Genomic DNA, 11587 nt, shown 5'->3' on the forward strand with positions numbered 1-11587 from the left:
GGGCACCCACGATGATCAACCTCGAGACCCCCCGCAAGCACCGCATGCTGATCGACCAGGCCCACCAGGTCGCGATGAACATGCTGCGTCCCATCTCCCGCAAGTACGACGCGGCCGAGCACTCCTACCCCAAGGAGCTCGACATGCTGGCCGCGATGATCGACGGGCTGTCGGAGTCCGGGACCGCCGAGGGCGCCGGCGCCACCGGCGTGAGCGCCGAGCAGAAGCCCACCAGGAAGGCCGACGACGGGGGCGTGCGCAACGGCGCCAACCTGGCGTCGATCCTCTCCATCGCCGAGATGTGCTGGGGCGACACGGGCCTGCTCCTCTCGATGCCCCGCCAGGGCCTGGGCAACGCCGCCATCGCGTCGGTGGCCAGCCCCGAGCAGCAGGAGCGGTTCAAGGGCGTCTGGGCGGCCATGGCGATCACCGAGCCCGGGATGGGCTCCGACTCCGCGGCCCTCACCACCACCGCCACGCTCGACGGCGACCACTACGTCATCAACGGCGAGAAGATCTTCGTGACCTCGGGCGAGCGGGCCGGCGCGGTGGTCGTGTGGGCGACGCTGGACAAGAGCCTGGGCCGCGCCGCGATCAAGTCGTTCGTGGTGGAGAAGGGGACCCCCGGGATGAAGGTGGAGCGGCTCGAGCACAAGCTCGGGATCCGCGCGTCCGACACCGCGGTGATCACCTTCACCGACTGCCGGGTCCCCGCGGAGAACCTCCTGGGCTCTCCCGAGATCGACGTGAAGGCCGGCTTCGGCGGTGCGATGGCGACGTTCGACAACACCCGCCCCATGGTGGCCGCCATGGCCATCGGCTGTGCCCGGGCCTCCCTCGACCTCACCCGTGACCTGCTCGAGCAGGCCGGCGTCACCGTGGACTACGACCGGCCCGCCCAGGTGCAGAGTGCCGCCGCCGCGAAGTTCCTGCAGCTGGAGGCCGACCTCGAGGGCGCCCGGCTGCTGGCCATGCAGGCGGCCTGGATGGCCGACAACCGCAAGCCCAACTCGCTGGAGGCCTCGATGGCCAAGGCGAAGGCCGGCCGGGTGGGCTCCGACGTCACGCTCTCCTGCGTGGAGCTGGCCGGGACGCTGGGCTACAGCGAGGCCGAGCTGCTGGAGAAGTGGTCGCGCGACTCCAAGATCCTCGACATCTTCGAGGGGACCCAGCAGATCCAGCAGCTGATCGTGGCGCGGCGCGTCCTGGGCCTCTCCAGCGCCGAGCTCAGGTAGCGCCCCGGAGGCGGGTCAGGGGGCGCGGCGGGGCGCTCAGCCGACGGCCCGGAAGGGGTCGTGCTCCGCGAGGATCCGCTCGACGCGGGCCTGGTCGATCCGGCTCGCCACGCTCTGCGACTCCTGGGCGTCGCGCACGCACTTGGCGAGCGTGAACGACGAGGTCGTGAGGAACATCGTGGCCATCCAGAGGAACGCGCGGATCCAGGGGTCCACCGGCAGGTAGAGGATCGCCCCCACCAGCGTGCAGAGGGCCACGCCGAACGCGAGGCCGGACTGCACGAAGAAGGCGTTGGTGTTCTTCAGGGGCGTGTTCGTGTGGTTGCTCATGGCATCGAGCTTCGCTCCCCGCGGGGGTCGCCGGGATCGTGGTGGGTACTCGTCTCGGGTGAGTACGCGTACCCGTCCCGAGCCCCCCGTCCGACTCCCTGTCCGACTCCCCAAGATGTACGCCGACCTCCCGGCGCTGCGCGCGCGACAGGTCACGGGGGACCTCCTGCTGGTGGTCTGGCTGGTGGCCTGCGCCTGGTTGGGGCAGGCCGTCCACGACCAGGTGATGGGACTGGCCGGGCCGGGGGAGCAGACCGCCGAGTCGGCGAGCGGGCTCGCGTCGGGGTTGCGCGACGCGGGCGGCCGGCTCGACGACCTGCCGCTCGTGGGGGACGAGGTGGCCTCTCCCTTCGACCGCGCGGCGACCGCGTCGGACCGGCTGGCCGAGGCGGGGGAGGCGACCGTCCACGCGGTGGAGCGCCTCGCCTTCTGGCTGGGCACCGCGACGGGGACCGTCCCCGCCCTGCTGGCCCTGGCCCTGCGGGTGCCGCGTCGCGTCCGCTTCGCCCGCGAGGCCACCGCGGGCGCCCGGTTCGTCGACGCCACCGAGGACCTCGACCTCTTCGCGCTGCGGGCGCTCGCCCACCAGCCCATGCACGTGCTCGCGCGGGTCGACGACGACCCCGCCGGGGCGTGGCGTCGCCGTGAGCCGGACGTCGTACGCCGCCTCGCCGAGCTCGAGCTGAGGCGGTCGGGGCTGCGCCTGCCGCCGACGGGCCAGGGCGCGGGCTAGGTTGCCGGGGTGAGCGCCCCGCACATGACCCCCGAGGAGTTCCGCCGGCACGGCCACGCAGTGGTCGACTGGATCGCCGACTACTGGGCCGGGCTCGACGACCGGCCGGTCCGCTCGCAGGTCGCCCCCGGCGAGGTGGCGGCCGCCCTGCCCGAGGTCCTGCCCGCGACCGGACAGGACTTCGCCACCGTGCTGGAGGACCTGGACAGGGTGCTGGTGCCGGGCCTGACCCACTGGCAGCACCCCCGCTTCCTCGCCTACTTCCCGGCCAACTCCTCGCCCGCGGCCGTGCTCGGCGACCTGCTCTCCAGCGGCATCGGGGCGCAGGGGATGCTCTGGGCGACCAGCCCGGCGCTCACCGAGGTCGAGCAGGTGGTGCTCGACCGGCTGGCCGGGGCGCTGGGCCTGCCCGACGCGTTCCGCTCCGACGGTCCCGGCGGGGGCGTCATCCAGGACACCGCGTCGACCGCGACCTTCACCGCGCTGCTCGCCGCCCTCCAGCGGGCCACCGGGGGCGCCGCCCGGGCCGAGGGGGTGGACGGCCGGCTGCGGGTCTACGCCTCCACCCAGGCCCACTCGTCGCTGCAGAAGGCGGTGGTGATGAGCGGGCTCGGCGAGTCGTCGCTGCGGCTGGTGGGGGTCGACCCGGTGACCCAGGCGATGGACGTCGACGAGCTCGGGCGGCTCCTGGCCGACGACGTCGCCGCCGGGCTGGTGCCGGTCCTGGTCCAGGCGGCCGTCGGCACCACCTCGACCGGGGCGGTGGACGACGTGGCGCGGATCGGCGAGGTCGCCCGTCCGCACGGCGCCTGGGTGCACGTGGACGCCGCGTGGGCCGGGGTCGCCGCCGTCTGCCCCGAGCACCGCTGGATCCACCGCGGCGTGGCCGAGCACGCCGACTCCTACGTGACCAACCCGCACAAGTGGCTGCTCACCACCTTCGACTGCAGCGCGTTCTGGGTGCGGGACCGGACGCCGCTGCTGGGTGCCCTGAGCCTGCTCCCCGAGTACCTCCGCAACCCCGCCACGGAGACCGGGGCGGTGGCCGACCTGCGCGACTGGCACCCCCAGCTCGGGCGGCGGTTCCGCGCGCTCAAGCTGATGGCGGTGATGCGCACCTACGGGCTCGAGGGGCTGCAGGCCCACGTGCGGGACGGCGTGCGGCTGGCCCGCCGGTTCGCCGACCTGGTGGAGGCCGACGACAGGTTCGAGCTGGTCACCGAGCCCGTCCTGGGCCTCGTGGTCCTGCGGGCGCGTGCCGGCGACGAGGAGACCCTGCGGCTCATGCACGCGCTGAACGACTCCGGGGAGGCCTACCTGAGCCACACCGTCGTGGAGGGCCGGACCGCCGTCCGCGTCGCGGTGGGTGGGTGGCGCACCACGGACGCCGACGTGGACCGCACCTGGCAGGCGCTCTCAGGCCTGCTGTGACACGCTCGGGTGAGGCGAGCGATCGGAGCGAGGACGTACGGCGGACCCGAGGTGCTGGAGGAGGTCGAGCTGCCCGACCCGGTGCCGGGCCCGGGTGAGCTGCTCGTCCGCGTGCACGCGGCGGCGGTCAACCCCACCGACATCTACGTCCGCAACGGCGACCGCGCCCGCGCCCAGGCGCGGCAGTCGCCGCCGCCGTACGTCCCGGGGATGGACGTCGCCGGCGTGCTGGAGGCGGTCGGCCCCGGCACGGAGACGACGCTGGAGGTCGGGGACCGGGTGATGGCGGTGGTGGTGCCCCACGGGCACCACGGCGCCTACTCCGAGCGGCTGGCCCTGCCGGCGGGGTCGGTCGCCCGCGCGCCGCGCGGGAGCAGCCACGCCGAGGCCTCGACCCTGCCGATGAACGGACTCACCGCCCGGCTCGCCCTCGACCTGCTGGCCCTGGCGCCCGGGCAGGTCCTCGCCGTGACCGGTGCGGCGGGGGCCCTGGGCGGCTACCTCGTCCAGCTGGCCCGCGCCGACGGGCTGACGGTCGTGGCGGACGCGTCCGAGCAGGACGAGCAGCTCGTCCGCGACCTGGGCGCGCACGTGGTGGTCCCGCGGGGCGACGACGTCGCGCGCCGGATCCGGGCCGAGTTCCCCGACGGGGTGGACGGCCTCGTCGACGGGTCGGTGCAGGACGCACTGCTCTTCCCGGCGATCCGGGACGGCGGGGGGTTCGCCACCGTGCGGGGCTCGCGCACCGAGCCGCCGCGGGGGATCACCAGCCACCAGGTGTGGATCGTGGAGTACGCCGAGGAGCAGGCCCTGCTGGACCGGCTCCGCCAGCAGGCGGAGGACGGGGTGCTCACCCTGCGCGTCGCCAGGACCCTGCCCGCCGCCGAGGCCGCGGAGGCCCACCGGCTGCTCGAGAAGGGCGGCGTCCGCGGCCGCCTCGTCCTGGAGCTCTGAGCCCGGGTCGGGCGCGTCCTGGCCGAGGGCTCAGGGCGTGGTGAGCAGGGTGGCGGGTCCGGAGGCCTCTACCACCCAGGCCCGCGGCGCCCCCCATCCGCGGTGGGCGTACGCGGTGCCGACCGCCCCCAGCAGCGTCTCGCGGCGGGTGCGGGGCGCCAACGCGATCGCGCAGCCGCCGAAGCCTCCGCCGGTCATTCGCGCCCCCAGCGCGCCGGCCGCGAGGGCGGCCTCGACCGTCACGTCCAGCTCGGGGCAGGAGACCTCGTAGTCGTCTCGCAGGCTGGTGTGCGACGCCGTGAACGCCGCCCCCACCGCGGGCCAGTCCCGCGCGCCGGCTGCCGCGACCACGCGGCGTACCCGCTCGTCCTCCGTGACCACGTGCCGAAGGCGTCGGCGCAGGAGCGGGTCCGCGACGGACGGTCCGGCCGCCACCGCGCGCTCGCCCTCGGCGCGGCGGGACCCGTAGCCGCCCTCCGCGTGGGCGTGCCGGGTGCGGGTGTCGACGACCAGGAGCTCGAGCCCGTCGGCCTCGGGGTGCCACGGCACGTGCCGGCGGGTGCCGTCACCGAAGTCGAGGAGCAGCGCGTGCCCGCGGCGGGCGAGCAGGCAGACGGTCTGGTCCATCCCGCCCGTCGGTGCGCCCACGCGCTCGCGCTCCGCGCGCAGGCAGGGCTCCACGAGCGCCTCCGCCGTGGCCGTGCTCGTCGCCCGGGCCACGGCGCAGACCAGGGCGGCCGAGCTGGAGAGGCCGGAGCCGAGCGGGACCGTGCTGTCGACCAGGAGGTCCGCGCCTCCGCGGTGGCCCACGGCGGCCAGGGCGGAGGTCACGTACCTCGCCCAGCCGACCGCCTGCTCGCCAGCCGGCCCCGTCCACGGCAGGGGCTCGGCGGTGCTCGCCACCCGCACGACGCCGTCGTCCCGCGGGGCCAGCGCGACCCACGTGGCCAGCGGTAGCGCGATCGGCAGGCAGCTGCCCCCGAGGTAGTCGACGTGCTCCCCGACGAGGTTGACCCGCCCCGGCGCCCGCGCCACGACGGCAGGCTCGCGGCCGGCCAGACGGAGGAAGCCCTCGCGCACGGCCGCGTCGAGGTCGACGACTGTCTCGAGCACGGACGGAGCCTAGTCACCGGTACGTTGGCCGACGTGAGATTCCTCCACGACCGCACCCCGGCGCACGACCTGACCTACGGCGACGTCTTCATGGTCCCGCGTGGCTCCGACGTCGCGAGCCGCTTCGACGTCGACCTGGCCACGGGGGACGGCACCGGGGCGACGGTCCCGCTCGTGGTCTCCAACATGACCGCCATCGCCGGCCGGCGGATGGCCGAGACCACCGCCCGGCGCGGGGCCCTCACCGTGCTGCCCCAGGACATCCCGCTGCCGGTGGTGGCGGAGGTCGTCGCCTGGGTGAAGGCGCGCCACACGGTCTTCGACACCGCGATCGAGCTCACGGGCGACCAGACCGTGGCCGAGGCGCTCCAGCTCATCCCCAAGCGCTCCCACGGGGCCGCGGTGGTGCTGGACGGCAGGCGGCCGGTCGGCGTCGTCGTCGAGGCGGCGTGCGCCGGGGTCGACCGGTTCACCCAGCTCCGGGAGGTGATGGACCCCGAGCTGGTCCTGGTCGCGGAGGCGACGGACCCGCGCGAGGTCTTCGACCGGCTCGAGCACTCCCGCGCGCCGCTGGCGGTCGCCGTGGACGAGGCGGGTGACCTGGTCGGCGTGCTGACCCAGGCCGGGGCGCTGCGGGCGACCGTCTACGACGCCGCCACCGACGCGGACGGGCGACTGCGGGTCGCCGCCGCGGTCGGCGTCAACGGCGACGTGGCGCAGAAGGCCGCCGGCCTGCTCGAGGCCGGCGTCGACTGCCTCGTCGTCGACACCGCCCACGGCCACCAGGAACGGATGACCGCCGCGCTCCGCGCCGTCCGCTCCCTCTCGCCCGGCGTCCCCGTCGCCGCCGGGAACGTCGTCTCGGCCGAGGGGACCACCGCGCTGCTGGACGCCGGTGCCGACATCGTCAAGGTCGGGGTCGGACCGGGCGCCATGTGCACCACCCGGATGATGACGGGGGTCGGCCGGCCGCAGTTCTCGGCGGTGCTCGAGTGCGCCGAGGTCGCCCGCGCCCGGGGTGCCCACGTCTGGGCCGACGGCGGCGTGCGGCACCCGCGCGACGTCGCGCTCGCGCTGGCGGCCGGGGCCTCGTCGGTGATGATCGGCTCCTGGTTCGCCGGCACCCACGAGTCGCCCGGCGACCTGCTGCAGGACGCCGAGGGTCGCTCCTTCAAGCAGTCCTTCGGGATGGCCTCCGCCCGGGCCGTCGCCCGCCGGACCTCGCAGGAGTCCGCGTTCGACCGGGCCCGCAAGGGCCTCTACGAGGAGGGGATCTCCTCCTCCCGGATGTACCTCGACCCGGCCCGCCCGGGCGTGGAGGACCTGGTCGACGAGATCTGCAGCGGGGTCCGCTCAGCGTGCACGTACGCCGGCGCGCGCACGCTCGAGGAGCTGCACGAGCGCGCGGTGGTCGGTGTCCAGTCCGCGGCCGGGTTCCACGAGGGCCGACCCCTGTCGAGCAGCTGGTGACCACGGTGGACGGTGGCTCCCCCCAGCGGTTCCTCGTGGTCGCCGCGACGGCGGCCGAGGCGGCGCACCTGCCCCCCGGCGTCCCACTGGTGGTGACGGGGCTGGGCAAGACGGCGGCCGCCGCCGTCACCGCGCGGGCGCTCGCCGGGTGGGGCGACCTCGACGGGCTCACGGTGCTCAACGTCGGCACGGCCGGGGCCCTGCGTCCCGGCCTGGAGGGGCTGCACGAGCCCGGGGTCGTGCTCAACCACGAGATCAACGCCGACGCCGTGCGGGCGCTCGGCTACGACCCCCAGGAGCGCCTCGTGGTCGGGGAGGGGGAGACCGTGCTGGCCACCGGCGACCTCTTCGTCACCGACCCGGCGGTGCGGGACCGGCTGGCCGAGCGCGCCCATCTCGTCGACATGGAGGGGTACGCCGTCGCGTGGACGGCCGCCTCGTTCGGGGTGCCCTGCCGCCTGGCGAAGCACGTCTCGGACACCGCCGACGAGTCCGCGATGGACTGGCCCGACGTCGTGGACGCCAGCGCCCGCGTGCTGGGCCGCTGGGTCGGGGAGCGCGTCGCGGGACGCTCCGGCACCGACGGATAGGATCGCCGGGTGAGGCTGAGGAGACGGGTCGCCGACGGCGACGAGCTCGACTACGTCTTCGTGATGACCTACGGCCGGTCGGGGTCGACCCTGCTGATGGGGATCCTCAACTCGATCCCCGGCTACCTCATCCGCGGCGAGAACCGGCACGCTGTCCGCCACCTCTACGAGTTCCACCGCAGCGGCCTGGTCGAGCAGGCGCGGGTCAACCCGCGCAACGCCCAGGCCTCGACGCACCCGTGGTTCGGGATCCACGGCTTCGACGAGGACGCCTCGCTGCGCGGGGTGCGCCGGCTCGTGCTCGACACGCTGCTGCGCCCCGAGCCCGGCACCAGGGTCACGGGGTTCAAGGAGATCCGGTGGTACGACCAGGACCTCGCCAAGTACGTCGACTTCCTGCGCCAGGTCTTCCCGGGTGCGCGGTTCGTGGTCAACACCCGCAACCTGCCCGACGTCGCGGCGAGCGCCTTCTGGCGCCACAAGGACGACCCCCTGGGGCGGCTGGAGGTGATCGAGGAGCGGATCCTCCAGGTCGCCGACGACCTGGGGGACGCGGCGTACCGGGTCCACTACGACGACTTCCGCGACGACCCGGGCGCGCTGCGTGGCCTCTTCGACTGGCTGGGGGAGCGCTTCGACGAGGAGCGGATCGCCCGCACCCTCGCGGTGCCGCACTCGATCAAGGCGCGCGCCTGACGGCGTACCGGACCGGCTCGTCCCCCCGGCGTCGGGCGCGGGCGCGGGCTCGGCCGGCCGTCCCGGACGGGGGTCTCAGGCGCGGCGGAGGACGGTGACGGCGAAGTCGGACTCCTCGGTCCAGGGCTCGAGGTCCCAGGTGCCGAACCGGTGGTCGCGGGTGAGGCCCAGCGCGAGGGCGTCGGCGTCCAGCCGGTCCCAGGTGTAGGCGTCGGGGTCGCGGCGGAAGCCGATCACGAGACGGCCGCCGGGGCGCAGGTGCTCGCGCAGCCGGGCGAGCACCGCGCGCTCGGTGTCCGGGGCGAGGAAGAGCATGACGTTCCCGGCCGAGACGACGAGGTCGAAGGGGTCGGTGCCGAGGTCCAGGGTGGCCAGGTCGGCGACCCGGTAGGTCGGGCCGGGGTGGTCCACCTCGGCCGCCTCGACCAGGACGGGGTCGACGTCGACGCCCCAGACGTCGTGGCCGCGACGGGCCAGGGCACCGGCCAGCCGGCCCGGCCCGCACCCGGCGTCGAGCACCCGCGCGCCGCGCGGGAGCATCGCGTCGACCATGCGTGCCTCGCCGTCGAGGTCGGCTCCCTCCGCGGCCATCGTGCGGAACCGCTCGACGTACCACTCGGAGTGCGACTCCTTGGTGTCGGTGAACCAGCGGGGGGTGCCGGGGGACGCGGTCTCTCCAGTCATGGGCCCATGGTCACCCATGGGCCCGCCGGACCCGCGCCCAGCCCGTGATCAGCCCCGCGAGCTGCGGGCCGTGCGACCCCGCACCACGCCGACGAACGCCTGGGTGGTCTCGTCGTCCCGGTCGCGGTGCCAGGCCAGCGCCATCCGGGTGGTCGGCAGGTCGGTGACGACCCGGTGCACGACGTCCTTGCGGTGGTGCAGGCGGGCGACCGACATGGGGAGCACCACGACGCCGGTGCCGCTGGCAGCGACCTCGACGGCCTCCCGGGGTGTCATCGGCGGGAAGTCGAGCTGGTCGACCGCCGGCTCGAGCCCGACGGGAGGTCCCAGGACGAACTGCTCCTCGGCCAGGTCGGCGGCCGTCAGCTCGTCCAGCACCGAGGCGGGGTGGTCGAGCCCCACGACGACGACGGGCAGCTCCTCGTAGAGCGGGATGCAGAAGAGGTCGGCGTCCTGGCCGCCGATCGGCAGCCGCGCGAGCACCATGTCGGCGCGGCCGTCGTCCAGGACCGCGCGCTGCTCCTCCTCCTCGACGGGGACGAGGACGAGACGGACGGGGCTCCGATCGCGCCACGCGCGGGCCCACTTGTCGGGGGTGGCGCCGGGGACGAACGCCACACGGAGCGGGGCGGTCGGGGTGGCGGGCTCGGGGGAGGGACGCTGCGCCTGCTTGCGGCGCGGGGTGGAGGGCACGGGGTCAGCCTGTCACGGCCCGAAAGCGACCCGCTGTCGGACGCGGGACACTAGGGCGCGTGGCGAGACGCACACCAGCGGCCTCGACGCGGACGTCGTCGTGGTCGGCAGCGGTCGCGCGTCACCCACGGCCGGCGCGCCCAGCCACCTGCCGGTGGCCAACCGGGTGACCCGCGCCTTCGCCGAGTCGTCCGGAGACCGCCCGCTCAACCTGCTCGGGGAGACCCTCGGCGGCCTCTCGGTGACCGCGGACGTCCTCGGGGGTGCGGTGATGGGCCGGCACGCGGGGGAGGGTGTGGTCGACTCCGACCACGAGGTCTTCGGGCACCCGGGGCTCTACGTGGCCGACGCCAGCGTGATCCCCGCCAACCTCGGGGTGAACCCGTCGCTGACGATCACCGCCCTGGCCGAGCGCTTCGCGGCGCGGTTCCCCGCGCCGGAGGCGCCCGTCCGGCCGCCGAGGGTGCCCGCTGCGGCGGCGCCCGCCGTCGCCGTACCGGTGTCCGGGGCGCCGTCCGGCGCCCCGTCCGACATCCCGTCCGCTCGTCCTCGGAGGTCCCCGTGCCACGCCAGCCCCACCTGCTCTCCCTGCGGCGCGAGTGGGGCAGCCTCTCTGCCCCCGGGCCCCACGAGCTGGCCGGCGACCTCGAGGCGGTCTTCGTCGCGCCGCTGCGCCGGATCGCTCCCGCCGGGCTCGGCCTGATCGGGCTGCCCCGCTGGTACGGCAAGCGGTTCCGGCCCGAGCAGGACCACCTCGCCGGCCAGAACCTCGTCCGCTCCGGCGGCGCCCTGGTCGAGACCCTGCCCATGACCGCGCGGATCGGACCCTCCCGCGCGGACGGTCGCCCCGCGCTCGTCGTCACCTACGCCCGCGCCTCGCGGCGCCCCTGGCCGTGGGTCCGCGACGAGGTGCGGGTGCGTCCCGACGGCAGCTACCTCGGGATGACGTACGTCGACGTGCCCGGTCTGCGGCCCTCGGCGGGACGCCGTTCCTGCTGCGCTGTCCCTGACCCCCGTCGTCCCTGACCCGACGCCCGGCCGCTGCGCGTTCCGGGACGGTCGGACGCACGGACCTGGCTGGGCTTCCTGTGGCTTGGCGGGGCATGCAAGGGGCATGAAGCTCAGCGATCACCGCCTGAGCGGGGATTCCGACACCTTCACTCTCCAAGTGGTCGCAGGGAGTGCTGGGAGTGGGTCCAGAGCCACTCCCGTGACCACTTCGCGCACCCCGTGACCACTCGGAGCCCCCGGACCACTCCCGGGACCACTCTCGGGGCCAACGTGGTCGCGCTGACGACCGTGCGTGCCGATCCCGCCGGGCTCAGGGGTCCGCGACGAACTTGGCACGGGTTCCTGCGGGTTGGCAGGGCATGCACGGGGCACGAACCTCAGCGATCCCCGCCTGAGCGGGGATTCCTGCACCACAGGGAGCGCCGAAATGGGGAGGACCCCCGCGCCGACGGATCGGTGCGGGGGTCCTGCTGGTGTCCGAGGGGGGACTTGAACCCCCACGCCCGATAAAGGGCACTAGCACCTCAAGCTAGCGCGTCTGCCAATTCCGCCACCCGGACGAGTGCGGGGAAACAGTAGCAACACCCGCACCGAACGGCGCAATCGGGGTCACGGCGTTTCGTTCCTCACCGCCCGCCGGTCAGGAT

13 protein-coding genes, 1 tRNA gene and 1 pseudogene are annotated in these 11587 nt (G+C 74.9%); 9 read left to right on the top strand and 6 right to left on the bottom strand.

All coding sequences use genetic code 11. The features are described from left to right. Positions 1 to 11: 11 nt before the first annotated feature. Positions 12 to 1235, top strand: coding sequence for an acyl-CoA dehydrogenase family protein (locus tag DNK53_RS16380; RefSeq protein WP_110183388.1), 1224 nt, complete (start codon positions 12 to 14; stop codon positions 1233 to 1235). Between the two features lie 36 nt (positions 1236 to 1271). Here DNK53_RS16380 and DNK53_RS16385 read toward each other — a convergent pair whose 3' ends face one another. Beyond that, the gene (locus DNK53_RS16385; protein ID WP_110183389.1) at positions 1272 to 1565 is read right to left on the bottom strand and encodes a YiaA/YiaB family inner membrane protein; all 294 of its coding nucleotides are present in this window, start codon (positions 1563 to 1565) and stop codon (positions 1272 to 1274) included. 115 nt (positions 1566 to 1680) lie between these two features. On the opposite strand from DNK53_RS16385, the gene DNK53_RS16390 reads away from it, so the two are divergent. The 3 genes from DNK53_RS16390 to DNK53_RS16400 are packed head-to-tail and all read left to right on the top strand — an operon-like array spanning position 1681 to position 4683. Continuing rightward, positions 1681 to 2298 carry a hypothetical protein gene (locus DNK53_RS16390; RefSeq protein WP_110183390.1) on the top strand — a complete coding sequence of 206 codons (618 nt, stop codon included), beginning with the start codon at positions 1681 to 1683 and terminating at the stop codon, positions 2296 to 2298. Between the two features lie 9 nt (positions 2299 to 2307). Further along, entirely contained in the window at positions 2308 to 3729 is a 1422-nt protein-coding gene (locus tag DNK53_RS16395) for a pyridoxal phosphate-dependent decarboxylase family protein (protein ID WP_204163984.1), read from the top strand. A 9-nt stretch (positions 3730 to 3738) separates the two neighbouring features. Beyond that, positions 3739 to 4683: an NADP-dependent oxidoreductase gene (locus DNK53_RS16400; RefSeq protein ID WP_204163985.1), complete on the top strand. Its 945-nt coding sequence runs from the start codon at positions 3739 to 3741 to the stop codon at positions 4681 to 4683. A gap of 30 nt (positions 4684 to 4713) precedes the next feature. Here the strand turns inward: DNK53_RS16400 and DNK53_RS16405 are convergent, their stop codons facing one another. After that, positions 4714 to 5796 carry a galactokinase gene (locus DNK53_RS16405; protein WP_110183392.1) on the bottom strand — a complete coding sequence of 361 codons (1083 nt, stop codon included), beginning with the start codon at positions 5794 to 5796 and terminating at the stop codon, positions 4714 to 4716. Positions 5797 to 5829: 33 nt separating this feature from the next. On the opposite strand from DNK53_RS16405, the gene DNK53_RS16410 reads away from it, so the two are divergent. Genes DNK53_RS16410 through DNK53_RS16420 form a run of 3 tightly spaced genes read left to right on the top strand, consistent with a single transcriptional unit; the run spans position 5830 to position 8552 of the window. Beyond that, positions 5830 to 7266 carry a GuaB1 family IMP dehydrogenase-related protein gene (locus tag DNK53_RS16410; protein ID WP_110183393.1) on the top strand — a complete coding sequence of 479 codons (1437 nt, stop codon included), beginning with the start codon at positions 5830 to 5832 and terminating at the stop codon, positions 7264 to 7266. Further along, positions 7263 to 7856 carry a nucleosidase gene (locus DNK53_RS16415; RefSeq protein ID WP_239456603.1) on the top strand — a complete coding sequence of 198 codons (594 nt, stop codon included), beginning with the start codon at positions 7263 to 7265 and terminating at the stop codon, positions 7854 to 7856. Before DNK53_RS16410 ends, DNK53_RS16415 begins: the two co-directional genes overlap by 4 nt. Before the next feature lie 9 nt (positions 7857 to 7865). Beyond that, the gene (locus DNK53_RS16420; protein WP_110183394.1) at positions 7866 to 8552 is read left to right on the top strand and encodes a sulfotransferase; all 687 of its coding nucleotides are present in this window, start codon (positions 7866 to 7868) and stop codon (positions 8550 to 8552) included. A 75-nt stretch (positions 8553 to 8627) separates the two neighbouring features. Here DNK53_RS16420 and DNK53_RS16425 read toward each other — a convergent pair whose 3' ends face one another. Together DNK53_RS16425 and DNK53_RS16430 are read right to left on the bottom strand one after the other, a co-directional pair. After that, positions 8628 to 9236: a class I SAM-dependent methyltransferase gene (locus DNK53_RS16425; protein ID WP_110183395.1), complete on the bottom strand. Its 609-nt coding sequence runs from the start codon at positions 9234 to 9236 to the stop codon at positions 8628 to 8630. Positions 9237 to 9284: 48 nt separating this feature from the next. Further along, positions 9285 to 9929, bottom strand: a complete 645-nt coding sequence (locus DNK53_RS16430; RefSeq protein ID WP_110183396.1) for a LysR substrate-binding domain-containing protein — start codon at positions 9927 to 9929, stop codon at positions 9285 to 9287. A gap of 271 nt (positions 9930 to 10200) precedes the next feature. On the opposite strand from DNK53_RS16430, the pseudogene DNK53_RS18525 reads away from it, so the two are divergent. Beyond that, a pseudogene (locus tag DNK53_RS18525) lies at positions 10201 to 10278 on the top strand (GMC oxidoreductase); the annotation flags it as partial. On the opposite strand, the gene DNK53_RS18220 reads toward DNK53_RS18525, so the two are convergent. After that, positions 10266 to 10463, bottom strand: coding sequence for a hypothetical protein (locus tag DNK53_RS18220; RefSeq protein ID WP_239456604.1), 198 nt, complete (start codon positions 10461 to 10463; stop codon positions 10266 to 10268). The pseudogene DNK53_RS18525 and the gene DNK53_RS18220 sit on opposite strands and share 13 nt — an antisense overlap. A 27-nt stretch (positions 10464 to 10490) precedes the next feature. Here DNK53_RS18220 and DNK53_RS18225 point away from each other — a divergent pair, with 27 nt between their 5' ends. Next, the gene (locus tag DNK53_RS18225; RefSeq protein WP_239456605.1) at positions 10491 to 10955 is read left to right on the top strand and encodes a hypothetical protein; all 465 of its coding nucleotides are present in this window, start codon (positions 10491 to 10493) and stop codon (positions 10953 to 10955) included. A gap of 456 nt (positions 10956 to 11411) precedes the next feature. Here DNK53_RS18225 and DNK53_RS16440 read toward each other — a convergent pair. After that, positions 11412 to 11500 (bottom strand) — tRNA-Leu (locus DNK53_RS16440). Positions 11501 to 11587: the final 87 nt, after the last annotated feature.

The organism is Nocardioides solisilvae (assembly GCF_003194625.1).
GTDB classification, from domain to species: Bacteria; Actinomycetota; Actinomycetes; order Propionibacteriales; family Nocardioidaceae; genus Nocardioides; species Nocardioides solisilvae.